General features: G+C 57.7%; 19 protein-coding genes, 1 tRNA gene and 3 pseudogenes. 11 read left to right on the top strand and 12 right to left on the bottom strand.

All coding sequences use genetic code 11. The features are described from left to right. Positions 1-153: 153 nt before the first annotated feature. A tRNA-Lys gene (locus tag JCM12178_RS00110) sits at positions 154-229 on the bottom strand. Positions 230-445: 216 nt separating this feature from the next. Between JCM12178_RS00110 and JCM12178_RS00105 the strand changes: the two genes are divergently transcribed. The 3 genes from JCM12178_RS00105 to JCM12178_RS00095 all read left to right on the top strand — a co-directional run bounded on the left by JCM12178_RS00105 (position 446) and on the right by JCM12178_RS00095 (position 4105). Beyond that, positions 446-2119 (top strand): protein-disulfide reductase DsbD family protein, encoded by a 1674-nt coding sequence (locus JCM12178_RS00105; RefSeq protein WP_054647969.1) that lies wholly within the window; start codon positions 446-448, stop codon positions 2117-2119. A gap of 15 nt (positions 2120-2134) precedes the next feature. Continuing rightward, positions 2135-3322 (top strand): iron-containing alcohol dehydrogenase, encoded by a 1188-nt coding sequence (locus JCM12178_RS00100; RefSeq protein WP_054647968.1) that lies wholly within the window; start codon positions 2135-2137, stop codon positions 3320-3322. A 111-nt stretch (positions 3323-3433) separates the two neighbouring features. Continuing rightward, a complete protein-coding gene (locus JCM12178_RS00095) occupies positions 3434-4105 on the top strand; it encodes a hypothetical protein (protein ID WP_054647967.1) in 672 nt (223 codons plus the stop codon). A gap of 36 nt (positions 4106-4141) precedes the next feature. Here JCM12178_RS00095 and JCM12178_RS00090 read toward each other — a convergent pair. After that, positions 4142-5361 (bottom strand): annotated as a pseudogene (locus JCM12178_RS00090) (M24 family metallopeptidase). 78 nt (positions 5362-5439) lie between these two features. Here JCM12178_RS00090 and JCM12178_RS00085 point away from each other — a divergent pair. From JCM12178_RS00085 to JCM12178_RS19030, 4 genes are read left to right on the top strand one after another with little or no spacing between them, the layout of a single operon-like run. After that, positions 5440-5862, top strand: a complete 423-nt coding sequence (locus JCM12178_RS00085) for a CoA-binding protein (protein ID WP_054647966.1) — start codon at positions 5440-5442, stop codon at positions 5860-5862. Beyond that, positions 5859-6302 (top strand): YkgJ family cysteine cluster protein, encoded by a 444-nt coding sequence (locus JCM12178_RS00080; RefSeq protein ID WP_054647965.1) that lies wholly within the window; start codon positions 5859-5861, stop codon positions 6300-6302. Before JCM12178_RS00085 ends, JCM12178_RS00080 begins: the two co-directional genes overlap by 4 nt. Positions 6303-6312: 10 nt before the next feature. Beyond that, positions 6313-6894 (top strand): J domain-containing protein, encoded by a 582-nt coding sequence (locus JCM12178_RS00075; RefSeq protein ID WP_245628490.1) that lies wholly within the window; start codon positions 6313-6315, stop codon positions 6892-6894. Beyond that, complete coding sequence (locus tag JCM12178_RS19030) at positions 6891-7151, top strand: hypothetical protein (protein ID WP_245628488.1); 261 nt, start codon at positions 6891-6893, stop codon at positions 7149-7151. The genes JCM12178_RS00075 and JCM12178_RS19030 overlap by 4 nt, the downstream gene beginning before the upstream one ends. Here JCM12178_RS19030 and JCM12178_RS18100 read toward each other — a convergent pair. After that, on the bottom strand, positions 7141-7314 hold the full coding sequence (locus tag JCM12178_RS18100) for a hypothetical protein (protein WP_157054639.1): 174 nt from the start codon (positions 7312-7314) through the stop codon (positions 7141-7143). The genes JCM12178_RS19030 and JCM12178_RS18100 overlap by 11 nt on opposite strands. A gap of 227 nt (positions 7315-7541) precedes the next feature. Between JCM12178_RS18100 and hisH the strand changes: the two genes are divergently transcribed. The 3 genes from hisH to JCM12178_RS00060 all read left to right on the top strand — a co-directional run bounded on the left by hisH (position 7542) and on the right by JCM12178_RS00060 (position 9306). Further along, entirely contained in the window at positions 7542-8183 is a 642-nt protein-coding gene (hisH, locus tag JCM12178_RS00070; protein ID WP_054647964.1) for an imidazole glycerol phosphate synthase subunit HisH, read from the top strand. Further along, on the top strand, positions 8173-8952 hold the full coding sequence (gene hisF, locus JCM12178_RS00065; RefSeq protein ID WP_054647963.1) for an imidazole glycerol phosphate synthase subunit HisF: 780 nt from the start codon (positions 8173-8175) through the stop codon (positions 8950-8952). The genes hisH and hisF overlap by 11 nt, the downstream gene beginning before the upstream one ends. Before the next feature lie 144 nt (positions 8953-9096). Then, positions 9097-9306 (top strand): TOBE domain-containing protein, encoded by a 210-nt coding sequence (locus tag JCM12178_RS00060; protein WP_054647962.1) that lies wholly within the window; start codon positions 9097-9099, stop codon positions 9304-9306. 56 nt (positions 9307-9362) lie between these two features. Here JCM12178_RS00060 and cbiB read toward each other — a convergent pair whose 3' ends face one another. The 9 genes and pseudogenes from cbiB to rsmA form a co-directional block, all read right to left on the bottom strand. Beyond that, entirely contained in the window at positions 9363-10298 is a 936-nt protein-coding gene (cbiB, locus tag JCM12178_RS00055; protein WP_054647961.1) for an adenosylcobinamide-phosphate synthase CbiB, read from the bottom strand. A 59-nt stretch (positions 10299-10357) separates the two neighbouring features. After that, positions 10358-12114, bottom strand: a pseudogene (gene rpoD / locus JCM12178_RS00050) (RNA polymerase sigma factor RpoD). Then, positions 12107-13858: a DNA primase gene (gene dnaG / locus JCM12178_RS00045; RefSeq protein WP_054647960.1), complete on the bottom strand. Its 1752-nt coding sequence runs from the start codon at positions 13856-13858 to the stop codon at positions 12107-12109. Before dnaG ends, rpoD begins: the two are co-directional and overlap by 8 nt. A gap of 12 nt (positions 13859-13870) precedes the next feature. Beyond that, positions 13871-16179, bottom strand: a pseudogene (locus JCM12178_RS00040) (endonuclease MutS2). A 21-nt stretch (positions 16180-16200) separates the two neighbouring features. Then, positions 16201-16578, bottom strand: coding sequence for a GatB/YqeY domain-containing protein (locus JCM12178_RS00035; protein WP_157054638.1), 378 nt, complete (start codon positions 16576-16578; stop codon positions 16201-16203). Positions 16579-16642: 64 nt separating this feature from the next. After that, entirely contained in the window at positions 16643-16840 is a 198-nt protein-coding gene (gene rpsU / locus JCM12178_RS00030; RefSeq protein ID WP_054648147.1) for a 30S ribosomal protein S21, read from the bottom strand. Positions 16841-17004: 164 nt separating this feature from the next. Continuing rightward, positions 17005-17178 carry a hypothetical protein gene (locus JCM12178_RS18525; protein WP_172677041.1) on the bottom strand — a complete coding sequence of 58 codons (174 nt, stop codon included), beginning with the start codon at positions 17176-17178 and terminating at the stop codon, positions 17005-17007. 15 nt (positions 17179-17193) lie between these two features. Then, a complete protein-coding gene (locus JCM12178_RS00020) occupies positions 17194-17466 on the bottom strand; it encodes an HU family DNA-binding protein (protein WP_054647958.1) in 273 nt (90 codons plus the stop codon). A 258-nt stretch (positions 17467-17724) separates the two neighbouring features. After that, a complete protein-coding gene (gene rsmA, locus JCM12178_RS00010) occupies positions 17725-18603 on the bottom strand; it encodes a 16S rRNA (adenine(1518)-N(6)/adenine(1519)-N(6))-dimethyltransferase RsmA (RefSeq protein ID WP_369404425.1) in 879 nt (292 codons plus the stop codon). An 18-nt stretch (positions 18604-18621) separates the two neighbouring features. Between rsmA and JCM12178_RS00005 the strand changes: the two genes are divergently transcribed. Further along, positions 18622-18997, top strand: a 376-nt coding sequence (locus JCM12178_RS00005) for an adenine phosphoribosyltransferase (RefSeq protein WP_054647956.1), incomplete at its 3' end; no start/stop codon positions are given.

Here is an 18997-nt window from a genome sequence, read left to right as displayed (position 1 = left end):
CCCGTTTCCCGTTGACTCCCTCGGATACGGCAGATATTTTTAATGCTGACCGTTTGGAATGATAGATTCCACTGGAGGAGTTGCCATGGTGATTTGCAGGATTTCAGCGCACAAAAAAACCCGACAGCCTTCGCTGCCGGGTGAATTTTCGAGTGGTGGGTCACCAAGGAATCGAACCTTGAACCTCCGGATTAAGAGTCCGCTGCTCTGCCAATTGAGCTAGTGACCCGCTCGGCGTGTGGGGCGTTTGCCCTCAACGCGGAGAGATATCTATCCACCTGACGAACGGAAGTCAACAACTAACCTGCATTTTTTTTGAGGTTTTTTCGTGAAACGCAGCCTACATCTCATATCACTCTGTTTTATTTTAATATTTATATCTTCGTCCGTTTTTGCGCAAACAGGCTTTCACGGACAGGACCTCCCAGCCAAAGTCAGTTGGGGCATGTATGCCCTGCCCGGCGGCGATCAGTCCATGGCCGTCATGACCATGACCTTCGAGGATGGCTGGCATACCTACTCAGCCAAGCCGACAGGTGTGGGCAAACCCACATCCATGAACGCGGTCATCATGCCCGGAGAGGTGGAGCTTGCCGCAATATTCCCGCGCGGTGAGAGCAAGCCGGACGCCTTCGACCCTGCCCAGACAGCCAACATTTATGAAGGACAGATGCACGTCTTTCTGCCGATGCCGCCCGACGCACCAAAGAGCGGCACCATCAAGGCGCAGGTGGATCTGCTTTTCTGTTCGGACACCAAATGTCTCCCGGCGCGTATGGACGTGCCCTTCCGGCCCCGTTCGTTCAGCCCCGAAGGGCTCAAGAAAGCCGAGCTTCAGCCATGGTGGCCCGAGTTCCTTGACGCGCTGGGCGAGGAACCTGTCGAAGCAGGCGGCAAATGGGGATTCACCCCCCAGCCGTACACCGCCTCGCTTGAAGTGACCGGCCTCGGCACTGCGCTCCTGTTCGGCATTCTTGCCGGGCTACTCTTGAATCTCATGCCCTGCGTGCTGCCCGTCATCAGCCTGAAAGTATCCGCACTCCTCGGCGAACAACATGAAAACGCCGAAGAACAACGAAAATCCATTCGGACTCACGGCATCTTCTTTGCTGCGGGTGTGATGACATGGTTTTGCGCGCTGGCCGTAATCCTCTGGGAAACGGGTATAGCGTGGGGCGGTATTTTCCAGCGCCCGGAAGTGGTCGCCACGCTTGCCATATTCGTGTTCATCATGAGCCTGAGCCTTTTCGGCCTCTTCGACCTCCCGGTCATCGACCTCAAATTCGACAGGCAGGCACGCTCCCATAAGGCGCAGGCGTATTTCACCGGGCTGCTGGCGACCCTGCTCGCCACGCCATGCAGCGGACCGTTTCTTGGGGGTGTGCTCGCGTGGGCGCTGCAACAGCCACCGCCGCACATTGCTGCGGTCTTCCTTGCCGTCGGCCTCGGCATGAGCCTGCCCTATCTCGGCATGGCCCTGTTCCCGGGCATTGCCGAGAAGCTCCCCAAGCCGGGAGGCTGGAGCCGCCACGTCGAACAGGTGGTAGGATTTTTCCTCGCCGGAACGGTACTTTACCTGTTAAACATCCTCCCGCCGACAGAGCTTATGCCGGTTCTTGCCATCATGTGGATAGCCGTTCCGGCCGGTTGGCTGTGGGGACTTGCAGGTCCCGGCCTGAGCGCACCTGCACGCTGGGGACTCAGGCTTGCCGGAGTCGCGATTCTGGCAGTGTCTCTTTTCTGGGTTTTCGGTCCGGAAACCGAAAAATTCCAGTGGGAAACCTACAATCCGGTCACGTTCGAAGAACGCCTCGGACGCGAAGCGATGTTTGTGGACTTCACCGCAGACTGGTGCCCGACCTGCAAGGTCATAGAAGCCACCGTCCTCACTCCTTCCGCTCTTGAGGAATGGTCGAGCGAACATCGGGTCCGCTTCGTGAAGGTGGACCTCTCGGAAGAAAACCCTGCCGGACAGGAGCTTCTTTTCTCCCTCGGCAGCAGAAGCATCCCCGTCGCGGCTTATTTCCCGGCGGGCGACGACTGGAAGCGGCCGGTCATCCTGCGGGACCTCTTTACCGGCAGCCAAATTGAAGATGTGCTACAAGCGCACGACAACTAAAAGAAAATGGAGACAATGATGCAGTTTACTTTCAATATTCCCACCCGCATCGAGTTCGGCCCCGGCAAGCTTGAGGAACTCGGCACCACCGAGCATCTGCCGGAAGGCAAGAAAGCCATGATCGTCATCGGCGAATCCGGTGTCATGCTCAAGATGGGCTACCTCTCCCGCGTGCAGGGACTTCTTTCCAAGCACGGCGTGGCGAGCATCGTCTACGACAAGATTCAACCGAACCCGGTTTCCGACCATGTGGCCGAAGCCGCAGCCATCTGCCGCGAGGAGGCCGTGGATTTCGTTGTCGGCCTCGGCGGCGGCTCCACCATCGACGCATCCAAATCCATCGCACTCATGGCCGCCAATGAAGGCGAGTATTGGGACTACATGCACGGCGGCACCGGCAAGGTAAAAACTCCGGAAAAAGCGGCGCTGCCCATCGTGGCCATCCCCACCACCGCCGGGACCGGCACCGAGGCCGACCCATGGACCGTCATCACCAAGTCCGGCAGCGACGAGAAGATCGGCTGGGGCAACCAGTCCACCTTTCCCAAGCTTTCCATCGTCGACCCGGAGCTGATGCTCTCCGTGCCGCAAAACCAGACCGCCTTCACAGGCATGGACGCGTTCTTCCACGCCGTGGAATGCTACCTCGCCACGGTCCATCAGCCCACCAGCGACCTGCTGGCGCTCGAAGCGGTGCATCTCATCACCCACTACCTGCCGCTTGCCGTTGAGGAAGGAAAAGACATCGAAGCCCGCACCGCCCTTGCATGGGCCAGCACCGCAGCCGGGATGTGCGAATCCCTGTCCAGCTGCATCTCGCACCACAGCCTTGAGCATGCACTCTCAGGCTTCCATCCCGAACTGCCGCACGGTGCCGGGCTTATCCTGCTCTCCAAAGCCTACTTCGGCTTCCTCGCCGAAAAGGACAACGACAGACTGGAAGACCTCGGCCTGACCATGGCGGACTCCATGGGAATGGAACCGCAGAACGAGGGCCCCATGTGTTTTGTGGAGATGCTCGGCGAACTGATCGACAACATCGGCATGGGCGACATGAAGCTCTCCGACTTCGGCGTGAAGCGCGAGGAAATCCCGGCGCTGGCCGAAAACGCCATCGCCACCATGGGCGGGCTCTTTGAGATCACGCCCTACGAGATGACCCGCGAGGACGTTATCCGGATATACGAAGACGCCTACGCTTAAGTCAGCCAGACAGACACTACGAAAAAGCCCGCCATTCCGGCGGGCTTTTTTCATTGCCGAGCAAGGGCGTTTCTGCTTGAATGCACAAAATCAATATCCGGGAGCCAATATATGCCGATTTCCCACGCACTTAAGCAGACATGGTGGATTCTGCTGCCTGCCACCTTCATTCTCGCATTCATCGAACTGATGCGCCCGCTCTTTCCTGACAATATCGCAGTAAAATTACTGCTCATCGTCATTTCGTCTCTCGTTTTCGCTGCCACGCAGGTCCTCGGGCACAGAAAGCTGACCGGCACCCCGGTCAGACAAGGGTATGTGGGAACGGTGTTTTCCGTCCTCGGCGTCACCTTTGTTCTCGGGGTGCTGGCTTTTGCGCTCAGCTTTCCGGCTTCTCTCATCTCCCCGGCCTTCCCCGTGCTTGGATTTTTCGTGCAAGCCGTTCTGGTGGTCGCGCTCGGCGCTGTCATCGCCTGCATGGCATCGCGTCCATGGCTCGACGGGATGATGCAGGCCATGGAACTCGCCAAAGCCAACCAGCGCCCGGTCATCCTCTGCGTCACGGCTGCGCTCGTTTCCCTGACAGCCATAAACGCCACGACGATCACCTATCTTCCCTACTTGCTGACCATCGTTTTCAGCCTGCTGAGCGTTTTTCTACTCGCCTTCATGAAGGTCTTTTCCATTGTCCTCTTCATCAAGCTGGACATGGAAGACTCACAGGAGAACGCCCCGGACACAAAAACGAACGCTGCGCAGGATAGCGCTGAAACTATCCGATAAAAAAAAGGCGCGGAACTCGAGGTCCCGCGCCTTATCCTATTCCACGCAGACGATGTCGTAGTCGTCCCCGGTTAGGCACCGGGCGCCATCCTCCGTTATCTCGAAGGTGTTTTCGACCCCCACCATGCCCACGCCGGGGATGCCCTGCTTCGGCTCCACCGCGATGACCATGCCTGCCTGCAAGGGCTGGGTGAACTTCTTTGCCAGCGGCGGCCATTCGTCGATGGTGAGGCCGATGCCGTGGCCGATGAACGGAACCTTGTTTTCGCCAAGTCCCATGAACCCTTCGGCAAATCCACGTTTTTCCGCCTCACCCGCGCAGTACAGGTAAAGCTCTTCCGGGGTGGTTCCGGGCCGGGCGTTGGCCGCCACCCAGTTCTGCATGTCCATGCAGAAATCCTGTGCCCGGCGGACCTCATCGGGAATAGTTGAGGCCGGACCGGCCCAGTATGTCTGGGTCTTGTCCGTGTGATAGCCGTCCAGCACGAAGCCGATGTCCATGCCGAGCGGTTCTCCTTCCTGCCAGACCTTGCCCGCATATCCCATGTAAGGCGAGGCCGGATGCTCTCCGCGAAGGCCGAGCGGGCCATTGAAAATGCTCGGATAGTTGCCGGAATCACCGGCTGCCACATGACCGAGGAAGCACTCCTCGCCATGGGCCTGCATCCGCATGTTGCCCTGATGCCCGGCCTCGAAAAAGACTTCCCATGCGATGTGCGAGAGTTCGCGCTCGGTCATGCCGGGCCTGATGCGCTGCGGAATGATGGTGTGCAGGGTTTCATGATGACGCTGCCCGGAAAGGCGCATGATGCGAAGCTCCCATTCGGACTTCATCGCCTTGGCAAGCGCAATGGCGTGGTCTGCGGGAACAAAGGTCGCGTCGGGCATCTTGGCGGTCAGAAGGTTGCCGAGCTGCCATGTCAGCCCCGAAGTCTCGGTACCGACGGTTTTGGAAAGCGGCGAGCCTGCCTCGGCGCAGATTTCGGGAATCTGGCCGTAAGACTTGAACGGATGCGGAACAAGCCCGGCTTCGAGCCGTGCGCGCTCCACACCTTTGCGGAGCATCAACACCGGCTCGCCGTCCATTGGCAGCCAGAGAACGCCCTGTCCGAGCGTACCGGTGAGATAATATATGGTAAGACGGGAGAAGACCATCAGCCTCCCGCTTCCGGGGCGACGGTCTTCAGATGGGAGCGCACCGCCTCGTGCCGACGCTCCAGTTCTTCCTGCGGAATTGTGGCAAGTGCTTCAAACATGCCGGGACTCCTCCATATGTTTGGGGCTATGCAAGCCCGGACGTTTCCGGTATCAGAATGCGGACAAAGGATGCAATAATGCTGTATAGTGACAAAGAGCTAATCGCCCTCTTGAGCGAGGTCAAGACCATCGCCATCATCGGTGCCGTGGACAAGCCCGGCCGCCCCGTGGACATGGTCGGCCGCGCCCTCATCGACAACGGATTCACCATCATCCCCGTTCACCCCGTCCGGCAGGACGTCTGGGGCCTTCGGACATACAAGTCCGTTACCGACATCCCCCACCCCGTGGACATGGTCAATCTCTTCCGCGCCTCCCAGTTTTGCCCGGCGCACGCCAACGAAGTGCTGAAAATGACCAACCGCCCCAAGGCGTTCTGGATGCAGTCCGGCATCGCCAGCCCCGAGGCGCGGGCCATGTTGGAGCCGGAAGGCATCTTCGTGGTGGAAAACAGCTGCCTCAAGGTCGAAGTAGCGCGTCTGGGGGTCAGCCCCCGATGAGCGTCGTCGCCTTTGAATGCCGCATGTGCGGCCACTGCTGCCACGGAGAAGGCGGCATCGTCATGTCCGCCAAGGACCGCACCCGGCTCGCCGACCACCTCGATCTTTCCGAACAGGAAATGCTTGAAGCCTATGCCGAACAACGTGGCGGCAAGTGGCATGTTATCACGGGCGAGGACGGCTACTGTATCTTTTTCAGGGAAGGCAAGGGCTGCCACGTCCATCCGGGCCGCCCGGACATCTGCCGGGCATGGCCTTTCTTCCGGGGCAACCTCATCGACTCCGACAGCTGGGAAATGATTCAGGACTACTGTCCCGGCGTGAACCCGGACGCGGGGCACCAAGAGTTTGTGCGCCAAGGCAAAGAGTACATCCGTTCGGAAGGACTCTCCCGCCATGACCCCGATCAGGACGCCAACGCGCTCATAACCGACGAGTAAGGAAGACCGGATGACCGTTCATGAATGCTACCGAATCCTCGGCCTCAAGACCGACGCCGACATGGACATGGTCAAATCCGCTTTCCGCAAAAAAGCGTTCAAGCTCCACCCGGATCTGAACCCCTCCCCCAAGGCTGCGGACGAATTCCGAAAGGTCAACGAGGCATACGTCATCCTCAAGAAGACCATCGGGGAACGGCCTTCCGGCAGCCGGAAGACCAAGGCCGAATCGGAGCGCGATCAACAAAAGACGTCCTACAAACGCCCAGACGAAGGCGCACGCGCGTACCGTCGCCAGCAGAAAAAGAGCGGACCGGCATGGACGCAGACCGGCAAGAAGAAATGGGAACCGGGCGCGGACTCCACCCGAGCACGCAATCAGCGATTTTATTACAAGGAAGAAGAGGTTTTCCGGGACATCATGAACGACCCGTTCGCCCGGAAGGTTTTTGAAGATATCTACCGGCACGTGGACAAGAAGTCGCCGGGATACACCGGGCCGCTCAAGTCACGAAGCCGCAGGCTAAGCTTCAAGCTGGGCAAGCGCCGCTTGATTTCGACCTCGGCAAGGACTCGCTGGTCGGCGGCGTGAAAGGCTGGTTGCGCGGCAATCTGGACGACGAGCAGACGGTCTATTTTCCTGCCAGCATCCTCATGCCCGGTCGCAAGATACGAATTTCGGTGCATCAGAAGTTCTCCAAGGGACCGAAGATGATCGAAGTCACGCTTCCCTCCGACTTCCAGCCCGGCCGACCGATTCGCTTGCGAAAGCTGGGCAAGCGCCTCGGCCCCTGGAAGGGAGATCTGCTCCTTACGGTTCTCCCCGAAGAGGCTCGTCCTACCAAATGACAAGACCCTTCCCCCTGCTGCGCATTTCGGCAACGGCCGGAGAGACTGCGGAACGTTCAACTTCAAGGGCGTCGTCCGCCGCAAGCTCCAGCTTCACGAAGAAGACAGACAGGGACAGGCTGGACAAAACAAACAGTGTGGTCAAAACGGCGATGGTCATCATGGTGTGCTCCTTTTTGCCCTTTCCTCTTCAATCCGCGTGCCATTTGAATAGTCATCGCATTTCAACCCGTTAGCCGAAATCAGCAGCCCAGCAAATTCTACACTTTTGTCAAACAGGATTCATTCTCATTCAATAACGTCAAAAATCGCATTTATCATGCAAACGGCTTGCAATCCGCAGTGAATTTCACTACTCGCTGGAATGAAAGAAACTTCTTGGAGGCCAATATGCTGGCAATCTTTGAATATAACGCCGGGAACCAAACCAGTGTGAAGCGCGCATTGGACCATCTCGGAATCGAAAACGAAATCACCAACGACCCTGAACGGCTCGACAAGGCCGACGGGATCATCTTTCCCGGCGTCGGCGCTGCGGGACAGGCCATGGACGAACTGCTTAGCGGCGGCAAGGATGAAATCCTCAAAAGCCTCATCTGGCAGGAAAAGCCCATGCTCGGCATCTGCGTCGGCTGCCAGATTCTTCTGGACTATTCAGAAGAAAACGACACCAAGGCGCTGGCCGTCATCCCCGGAGAATGCCGCCTCTTCAACCCTTCATGGGAAGACTACGAAGGCGACCCCATCCGCGTTCCCCACATGGGATGGAACACCATTGAGCTGCAGCAGGAATGTGAACTCTTTGCCGGGATCGACCCCGAAGCCAATTTCTATTTCGTCCACAGCTACTTCCCGGCTCCGAAGCAAGAGTTCGTAATCGGCGTCACCCGCTACGGACGCGATTTCTGCTCGGTGCATGGCCGTGCTGGCCTCTGGGCGGTCCAGTTCCACCCGGAAAAGAGCGGACGGCCCGGACTGAAAATGCTCAAGAATTTCCACAAGTACTGTCTGGAGGCCGCCGATGCTGAGTAAACGTGTCATCCCCTGCCTCGACGTCCGTGACGGACGCCTGACCAAGGGCGTCAAGTTCAAGAACAACGTGGACATCGGCGATCCGGTGGAGACAGCGCGCAAGTACTACGAGGACGGCGCTGACGAAATCGTCTTCTACGACATCACCGCCTCGTCCGAAGGGCGCGGTATCTTCCTCGATGTTGTCGAGAACGTCGCCAAGCAGATCTTCATCCCGTTCTCCGTTGGCGGCGGAATCAACACCGTCAATGACATGCGTGACGTGCTGCTGGCCGGTGCGGAGAAGGTCTCGGTGAACTCCGGGGCGGTCAAGAACCCGGACATCATCAGCGAAGGCGCAGCCCGGTTCGGCTCCCAGTGCATTGTGCTGGGCATGGACGTCAAGCGCGTGGAAGTGTCCGAAGACATTCCTTCGGGCTTTGAGATCGTCATTCACGGCGGCCGCAAACACATGGGCATCGACGCCCTCGACTGGGCCAAGACCTGTGAGGCGCTCGGTGCGGGTGAAATCTGCCTGAACTCCATTGATGCCGACGGCACCAAGGACGGCTACGACATCGAATTGACCAAACTCATTGCTGAATCCGTGCACATCCCCATCATCGCCTCCGGCGGCGCGGGCCACCCGTCGCACATGGTGGAAGCCGTAACCAAGGGCCGGGCCACCGCAGCGCTCATCGCCTCTATTGTCCATTACGGCGAATGGACGGTACCGGACATCAAGAAGTACATAGCCGAACAGGGCGTACCCACGCGTACTGTATGGTAATAATTACATAAAGAATTCCCATCAGGCCCTCGTCTCAGGACGGGGGCCTTTCTTTTTGGCATACCCCGTCTCATTATAATTGCAGAGCCACACCACCCCACACATGATGGTAGACAATCCCAAAACCACAAGGAGCATACCACCATGAAACTGAGCGCACGCAACCTGATCCCCGGAAAAGTGAAAAAGGTCACTCCCGGCGCAGTCAATGCCGAGATTCTCATTGAGGTGACCCCGGGGGTCGAAGTCGTCTCCATCATCACCATGAACTCTGTCGAGCGAATGGGCCTGAAGGAAGGAGATGAGGTAAAGGCCATGATAAAAGCTTCCAGCGTCATGGTCGTCAAAGACTGACACTGAGGCCTATGAAGAACAAGGCGGCCCTCTTCGGAGGGCCGCCTTTTTTTGATCTAGATGAAGAACGTCAGCAAAAGAAGCGCGCAGCCGAGTGCAATCCAACCGGCACGGAGAAGCGTGACTCTGAGCGTCTCAAGCTGCGCGTCGCCCCAGTCTCCCCCGCTGCCGAGAACCGGCTTGTCCTTGACCACGCCGTCGTAAACCGTAGGGCCGCCCATGCGTGAACCGATAAGGTAGGCACAGGCGGCCATGGGCCACCCGGCATTGGGGCTCCCCATCGTCCGGGCGTCCGAAGCGATGTCACGCCACAGCTTCATGCCGAAACGGAGTCGGGCCGCCATAAGGAGCAAAACGCTCAGACGGGCCGGAACGTAATTAAGCACGTCATCCAGCCGCGCGGCAAACCAGCCGAGTTCGCGAAAACGCTCGTTCCTGTATCCCCACATGGAATCGAACGTATTGACGGCCTTGTATGCCCACTGCGCTGCGGGGCCAAAAAGGACCAGATAGAAGAACGGTGCCACGAATCCGTCGCTGAAATTTTCGGAAAGGGTTTCGGCAAGCGAACGCCGAATGTCGGACTCCTCCATTTGTGAGGTATCCCGGCTGACAAGATAGCCAAGCTGTTGCCGCGCGCCTTCAACATCTCCCGCTTGCAGAAACCGGCGCACCCGCTCCCCTTCGTCCAGAAGGCACTTGAGCGCCAGCCCGGAATAGGCAAGCCACACGGCCAGAATGATGCCGATTCCATCAAGCCCGATTATCATGGATATTATCGTGTAGACGGCAGCCGTCAGGAACAGCACTGCCACTGCGCCGGAAGCCTTCAGGCCGATCAGCGACAATCTCCGCGCGGGACGTTCCAGCAGATCGATCACGTGACCGATTACCCGCACAGGGTGATAGAGCCACGTCGGATCACCAAGCGCGACGTCCAGCAGGAAGGCGAGAAAAACGATGGTTATGCGGTAGTCGACAAGCGGGTCCATGATTCAGCTTATGGCAAAAAGAAAGGCGGGGGAAGCGCTTGCTTCCCCCGCCGCTGGAGCTAGTTTTCGAAGTAGGACCGGAGCATCTGGCTGCGGACAGGATGGCGCAGCTTGCGAAGCGCCTTGGCCTCGATCTGCCTGATGCGTTCACGGGTGACGTTGAAGAGCTTACCGACTTCCTCAAGGGTGTGGTCGGACTTCTCCCCGATGCCGAAACGCTTGCGAAGTACCTGCTCCTCACGCGGGGTCAGGTCGGAAAGCACGCTGGCGATCTGCTCGCCGAGCTTGGTGCAGACCACCTCTTCGGCCGGGGCGGTGGCCTTCTTGTCTTCGATGAAATCGCCGAGGCTGGAATCTTCCTCGTCGCCGATGGGCGTTTCAAGGGAGATGGGCTCCTTGGCGATCTTGAGCACCTTCTTGACCTTGTCGAGCGGGTACTCCATACGCTCCGCGATTTCCTCGGGAGACGGGTCGCGACCAAGCTCCTGCACCAGATAGCGGGAGGTGCGAATCAGCTTGTTGATGGTCTCGATCATGTGCACCGGGATACGATGGTGCGGGCCTGATCCGCGATGGCGCGGGTGATGGCCTGCCTGATCCACCAGGTCGCGTAGGTCGAGAACTTGTAGCCGCGCTGGTATTCAAACTTGTCAACGGCCTTCATCAACCCGATGTTGCCCTCCTGAATGAGGTCGAGGAACTGCAGGCCGCGGTTGGTGTACTTCTTGGCGATGGACACGACAAGGCGCAGGTTGGCGCGGATAAGTTCCTGCTTGGCCTGCATGGCGGTGCGGTTGCCGTGCTTGATGCGCCAGAGCACTTCCTCAAGGTCGTGGACCGAGTGTTTGCACTTCTGCTGCAGACGATCCATGATCTCGATCTTGCCCGCCAGCATTTCCTTGAAGGAGAAGAACTCCTCGACGGTCATGCCCAGCGAGTCCGCGGCCTTGACCGGGTTGAGCTCGCGGTCATCTACCTGCTTGAACATTTCCTTGATCTCGGCGCTGGTCTTGCCCACCGAGAGCACGTACGCCGAGAGGTCGCGCTGACAGTTATGCATCTGGCGCACATAGTCGTTCACGGTCTCGATGATGCGGTCGATGAGGGTCTTTTCGAGCTTGATGTCGCGCAGCCGGAATACGATGTCTTCCTTGTACGCAAGGATTTCCTTCTGCACGCCGTAAACGCGACGCTCAAGCTGGGCGCACTGGTCGAGCTTGTCGTAGACCTTATTCTTCTTGCGGTAAATCTTCTTCACTTCCCCGAGAAGATGGATGACCCGCTGGCGCTGGTTCATCTCGTCCTCGGAAGGATCGTCTTCCTCGATGGTCTTGACGACGTCCTTGAGCTTGATGTTGCCCTCGTCGAGGTCGTCGCCCACCTTGACGAGCTCCTCAACAGCCACGGGCACTTCCACGAGGGAATAGAGCACGTCCAGCTCGCCGGACTCGATCTTCTTGGCGATAACCACCTCACCCTCGCGATCGAGAAGCGGAACCGCGCCCATTTCGCGCAGATACATACGCACGGGATCGGTGCTGCGGGAGGCGAATTCAACCGGATCCTCTTCGGACTCGGAAATCACGTTGGAGGAATCATCTGACGAGTCATCGTCACCATCGGCCTTGGGCTTCTGGGGACTGTCCACGATGGAGATGTTCATCTGCTCGAACAGGCTGATGACCTCTTCCATCTGCTCGGGCGTACTGGCGTCGGAAGGCAGCGCCTCATTGACTTCCTCAAACGTCAGGAAGCCCTTTTTCTTGCCCTTAGCAATGAGGGTCTGAATTTGTTGGATTTCTTTGATATTACTCATTATTCCTCCCCAAAAAGTCCTGATATGCCCGCTGGTACTGCTCCAAGAGCACTCCGTCACCCTGCTCCTGGGCAAGCCGCATGTTTTCCCTTAGCTGCCGAAGATAATTCTTCTTCTGGGTTTCATAAATCGAGTGGCAAATAAAATCCCACTCCTGCTGCAACTCCTGCCCGGACAAGGGGTTTTCCGCCAACTGGTTCCGGCACTGAATGTAAAACCGCTTTTCTTGTTCATTCAGCCGCGAAAGAATGTCTTCGCCGGGCTGCACTGTTCGGAGTTTATCCCACAATGCCTTCGCCCTGTCGGTGGAAAACACGGTATGCATCTGCTGCTGATCAAGATGCGGAATGTAATCCGGATACTTGATGCAAAACTGCAGATAAATCCTATCGTTCTTGTTCGCTCTTCCCGTGGCCGCCTGCGTCTTGGGCATCTGGATGACCTTGCCAGCCTTTGGGGCAGGCGGGTCATTGCGAGTACCTTTTCCCGCAGGCGCCGTGCGCCTGAGCTCGGCCTCGGACAAACCCAGTCCGTTGGCCAGCCTCGGAAGAAAGAACGCCGCCAACGCAGGATCACGCAGTTCCGAGAGAAAACTCCCGGCCCAATCCATGATCTCGCGAGGCGAAAAATCGTCGCGCAGCGTCTTGAGGCAAAAATCCAGCCCGTCACGCGCGCTCTCCAGACATGCTTCGAAACCGTCCCGCCCGTGCTCCTGAAGCACGTCGTCAACGTCCTTGCCGTCCGGCAACATGACCACACGACACTTTGCGCCCTGCAGAAGTATCATGCGGCTGCTCTTCAAGGCCGCCTTGCGCCCTGCCCCGTCTCCGTCGAAAACGAGGTCAACGCGGTTGCAAAGCCCGGCCAGCCTTTTGACCTGATCGGTCGTCAGCGCGGTTCCCAATACCCCGCAGGCATCGGTGTATCCGTACTGATGCAGCGACAAGACATCCATGTATCCTTCGGTAAGCAGCGCCCGCCGGGATACATTCATGCGCCTCCTCGCCACGTCCAAGCCGTACAGGTGTTCACCCTTCTTGTAGATGGGAGAATCACTGCTGTTCAGGTACTTGGGTTCTCCATCAGTAATTATTCTGCCGCCAAAGGCAATGACCTTACCCGAAAGATTTTTAATCGGGAAGATGAGCCTCCCACGGAAACGGTCGTAAATATTGCCTTTTTGATTCTTGGAAAGAAGTCCGGCCTCAACGCCTTCTTCGGATTTTCTTCCTCGGCTCCGCAGATAATTATCGAGTCCGTGCCAGTCGTCCGGGCTGAAACCAAGCCCGAAGGCCTCAATGATTTCAGGCGCCATGCCGCGACGTTGCAGATAGTCCCGCGCAGGCTGTCCCACAGCATGGCCGAGGCAGTTACTAAAGAAATGCTGTGCCTCCTCGTGCATGTCGAGGTAGAGTTTCTTCTTTCTGCTGCGCTCCTGCTCCTGAGGATCACGGCGGAACCCCTTCAGCTCGATCCCGGCCTCAAGGGCCAGTTGTTCAAGCGCATCACGGAACTCCAGCCCATTGATGCGCATGTAAAAATCTATGACGTCGCCGGAAGCCTGACAGCCGAAGCAGTAGAAAAACCCTTCGTCCTCGTTCACGCTCATGGACGGCTTGGTTTCCTGATGGAACGGGCACGCGCCCATCCACCGTCCGGAAACGGGCTTCAGGTCGACATAACGGCGGACCACCTCCGCAATATTGGTGCGAGCTTTCACGGCCTCGACGGCGCTGCGATCCACAAGCCCTCCGGCTTACGTAAGCGACACTTCGGTCATGCCGTCCCCGCCCATGTCCTCGGGTGCGAGGTTGAACGATGCAACGGCCGGATAGTGCTTCAAAAATTCATGTATCTCGCGACGCAGGGCCCCGGTCCCCCTGCCGTGGACGATCTCCAGACGACCAGCGCCCTTCAGAAGCGCCTCGTCAAGAAAGCGGTCCAGCTCGGCCAGCGCTTCATCAGCCCGGCGTCCGCGCAGGTCAAGAGAAAGCGTTACGATTGAATCGACAGGATCGCCCTTGACCTTGCCGCCCTTCGGGGCAGCAGGAGCCTGACCGCCGGAAGCTGGCTGAAGATGCTCGGCCTTGACCCACATGGCCACGCCGCCGACATCAACCTTGGCCTGCTTCTTTCGCTGGTTTATCTCGACAATCTCGCCCTCGCGGTTCCAAGCTGTATACGTCACTTTCATGCCCTGTTTCAAGGACTCGAACGAGAAAACAGGCTTTTGGGCCTTGACTGCGGGTTTGTCGGCTTCTGCCAGCTTTTCACGAGCGTCGGCGAGCTTCTTCTGGGCCTGTTTGCGGCTGATGCGATCCTTCTTCCACTGGTGGACGACATTCTGGGCTTCAGACTGTATCTCTTTGATAAGCCTTCCCTTCTTGCGCTCAAAATCTGCTTCGAGGGTTTCGCGCTTGTGCTCCATCCTGCGCCGCTGATCCGCGGCTTCACGGATTTCCTTTTCACGCTCGACAGCCAGAGCGTTGAGGCGATCAAGCACGGCCGACGTGTCGGAGCCGTCCATGAGCAGATACCGCTCGGCCTTGTCGAGAATATCCTCGGGCAGGCCGTTTTCACGGGCAACATCAAGCGCGATGGATGCGCCGACTTGATCGTAGGCAAGTTGAAAAAGCGGCTGCTTGGTGCTCGGATCGAAAAGCACACAGGCCGCGCGAACGCCTTCGGTAGCCATGGCGTATGCCTTGAGCGCGGGGAAATGGGTCGCCACCACGGACATGGCCCGGCGCTCCAGCAGGCTGTCGATGACCGCCTGAGCAAGGGCAGCCCCCTGCGTGGGGTCGGTACCGGCCCCGAATTCATCGAGAATGAACAGGGAGTTTTCGTCTACCAGATCCCAAACGCGGCGAATGTAGGAAATCTGTGCGGTGAACGTGCTGACATGCTCGTCCAGACTCTGCTCGTCGCCCATGACAACAAAGATGTCCTTCCACGGCGGCAGTACGCTGCCTTCGTCAGCCGGGACCGGAAGCCCGGACATGGCCATGAGCGCGGCAAGACCGAGGGTCTTCAGGCAGACAGTCTTACCGCCTGCGTTGCCGCCGCTGACCACCAGCGAGCGGGCGCCTTCCACCAGAGAAATGTCAAGCGCCTGCACGTTGCCGGTCTGAGCCAGCAACGGATGTCGCACCTGCTTGAGATTGGGGACCGCGCCCTCGCGCACCTCGATGACGGTCCCGTCAAGCGCGTCGCCCAGCGCGACCTTGGCCATGAGGACGTCCAGAGTGACGAGGCTTTCATAGGCCCCGAGCACTGCGTCGCGTTCGCGGCGAACAAGATCGGTCAGATAACGAAGAACCTTCAGCTCTTCTTCGCGCTCCTCGCGCTTGAGTTCCTGAAGACGGTTGTTGGTCTCCACAAGGAACATGGGCTCGAAGTAGCAGGTCTCGCCCGACTGGGAATAGTCGTGAATGATGCCCTGCACCCTGCCCTTGAAATTTGCTTTAAGCGGCAGGACATAGCGGTCCGCGGAGACGGTCATGAACTCGTCCTGAAGCGCGTGGGAAAGGTCCTCGCGCAGGACGTAATCCTTCACATGACGGGTACAGCGCTGATGAATATTGCGGATTTCACGGCGGACATCGGAAAGTTCGGGGGTACTCTCGTCCTTGATCCTGCCTTCGGGATCGAGGCAACGGTTGATGCCTGAAGCGGCTGCCTGCGGCCACGGCGTGTTGAAGACCGTGTCGTTGAGCTCGTCCCAGCCGCGCTCTTCGTATTTGGAAAGCGATTCCCGCACGGTTTCGGCCTGACCGAAGACCACACGCAGCGCGAACAGGTCGTCCTGATCGAGGTGGGAGCCTTCTGTTCATCAATAGCGGCAAACATTCCGGATAGATCGGGAAACGGCACCAACTTGATACGGGCGTCGCCGACCCAGTGCGCAGCCTGACGCAGCAGTTCCCCGGCGTGGGAAACGGCGTCGCGGTCTCTGAGGGGACGCACTTCGAGGCATGCCTTTGATCCGGCTTCGGAAACGGCATGCGCTGCCAGCGTCTCCAAGACACGATTAAATTCGAGGAGTCGTAGCGTTCTGGATTCCATAAGAACCCGCTGTAGCAGGGATTAGGAAAGTTTGGCCTTGACGGCTTCGCTGGCCTTGCGGCCGTCGATGCGACCCTTGAAGCGCTCGTTGAGCAGCTTCATGACCTGGCCCATGTCTTTCATGCTCTCGGCACCGACTTCGACGATGATTGCATCGATCTCGGCAGCCGTTTCATCATCGGACAACTGCTTGGGCAGATAGTCTTCAAGCACGATGAGTTCCGCAGCTTCACGGTCTGCAAGGTCGTCGCGACCTCCGGCCCGGTACTGCTCAATGGACTCACGGCGCTGTTTGGCCTGACGAAGGATAATCTCAAGCAACTCCGCCTCATTGGGATCACGCCCCAACTCGACAGAAGTGTTCTTAATGGCCGCCTTGAGGAGTCTCAAGACGGCCACCTTGACTTCTTCCTTGGCCTTGTAAGCTGGATGTAGTCCTTATCTATGCGGCTTTGCAGCATGATTAGGATCTCATCTTACGGAGCTTCTTGGCGAGACGCTTCTTGGCGGCAGCTTTCTTTTTCTTACGCTGCACGCTCGGCTTCTCGTAGTGCTGACGCTTCTTCAGCTCGGACAGGATTCCGGCCTTTTCCACCTGCTTCTTAAACCGACGCAGGGAAATGTCGAAGCTGTCACTATCGTCGAGATAAACACCGGGCAAGGAAATCACCTCCCTTTGCGCCACCGGTTCATCCGGCGGCAAAATCAAGAGAACACCTATTACACGCTGTTTTTCGACAATGCAAGAAAATACTGGATAAGGTATAAAAAAGCCCGCTGCCAAGAGGCAGCGGGCTTTTCTTTTACGATTTCAAACAGTCACGCCTAGTGTTCTGCGTGATCCTTCGCATCCTGCCAAGACTTATAGACGGTCCAGGCCAGACCCAGACCGATGATGCCCAGCACGGCGTACAGAACGCCGAAGAACACGAAATGGTCGGGCATCCACCAAGGAAGGTCTTGCGGGAGCGGGCTGTGAACGGTTTCACCGTGCAGCATGATGTCCTCCAATCCTTACTTGACAGCTTCCTTCAGGATCTTGCCGGGGCGGAACTTCACGACCTTGGTGGCAGGGATCTTGATTTCAGCACCGGTACGGGGGTTACGGCCAACGCGCTCCTTGCGTTCTTCGACCATAAAGGTGCCGAAGCCGGTCAGGGTAAGCTTGCCTTCGCTGACCAGAGTAGACTCAACGGTTTCCATAAAAGCGTTGAGGGTACGTTCAGCATTGGCTTTGGTAAGATTGGCCTTTTCAGCAATTTTCACAACCAACTCAGCCTTCGTCATTGTCCTTCCTCCTCTAATGGTTCAGATACCTTTGGGCGGGCACCTTGCAGCCTATTGAATTCCTTAATTGAATCCGGCTCGCTACCAACCCTTGTTTGCAACTTGGGAGCTTTGTCGAACACACCGTCAAAAGCATAGCTTTTTTCGTTTAAGCCCCGTATGGCGGGGTAATCCGCCAGACGAGCAAGCTCCCTCCGCATCTAAAACAGATTTTTCCGTGTTCCGTCAATAGGGAATGCGCCTTTTTTTCGAATAGAATCAAGAAAAAACAAGGGTCGAGAGCTCCCGGAACATCATTGGTGTAAGATTTTCCGGCCTATCGGTAACCTTTGCTTCACCCTCCTGAAACCACGCTGAAACACGATCATTCATTTTTGATTTCAATATGTTACCAAGCTGCTTGCGCCGCTTCTGGAAACACATGTGCAGCAGGTCTGCCAGCTTTCCCGGCTCTTCCGGGCGCTCCCTCGGCGGCAACGGGACAAATTCTACCACCGCCGAGTCCACTTTCGGTTTTGGCCGAAATACCGTGGGCGGGACCTTGAAAAGATACTTTGTGGTGGCAAAATTGTTCACCCAGGCGGTCAAAGCGCCATACTGACGCGAACCGGGGTCGGCGGTCAAACGCAACGCCACCTCATGCTGAACCATGAAGACGCAGTGGCAGCCTGTAAGGCTCACAATGTCCCATATGAGCTTTGAACCGATGTTATAGGGCAGATTGCCGGCGATTTTCCACGAGTCATCCAAATCCTGCCACGGGTACCGGAGCGCATCCATGCGAACCACGTCCAGTTCGGGATACTCCTCCAGTCTGTCGGCAAGCTCGTCGTCACGCTCAATAACGCGGTACTCGTCTACACAGTCCATTATGAACCGCGTGATCGCACCCTTACCCGGGCCGATCTCTATACAACGATCGCCCGGCTGACGGCAAACGGCCTCGGCTATCCTCCTGCAGACGTTATCGTCCACCAGAAAGTTCTGCCCGAGGCTCTTTTTTGCCCTGTGATACTCGCCTGACATGGTTTGCCTTTTGCTAATGTCGCTAACAGAATCGGTCCTCATACCGCATTCACGACCGCCGATCAACCGATTGACATTTTCCTTTACGGAAACGTACTTAAACGAAATCATATTTCAAGGAGGATCACAATGGACCTGCGTTCCCATATTCGCGACATTCCCAACTATCCCAAAGAAGGAATTGTCTTTTTCGACATAACGCCGATGCTTTCCGACCCCAACGCCTTCCGGCACACGGTGGACTGCCTCGCCGAGAAATTCAAGGACTGCGGTGCCACCAAGATCGTTGCCGCAGAAGCGCGCGGCTTCATCTTCGGCGCACCGCTGGCCTACAAGATGGGCATCGGCTTCGTTCCGGTCCGTAAGCCGGGCAAGCTGCCCTATGAAACCAAATGTGTGACCTACGACCTCGAATACGGCACCGACACCCTCTGCATGCACGCCGACGCCCTTGAAGAAGGCGAAAAGGTGCTGGTCATCGACGACCTGCTGGCCACCGGCGGCA

Source organism: Salidesulfovibrio brasiliensis JCM 12178 (genome assembly GCF_001311825.1).
GTDB classification, from domain to species: Bacteria; Desulfobacterota; Desulfovibrionia; order Desulfovibrionales; family Desulfovibrionaceae; genus Pseudodesulfovibrio; species Pseudodesulfovibrio brasiliensis.
The sequence above is the reverse complement of the archived record's forward strand: the minus strand, read 5'-3'. Positions and strand labels throughout refer to the sequence as shown.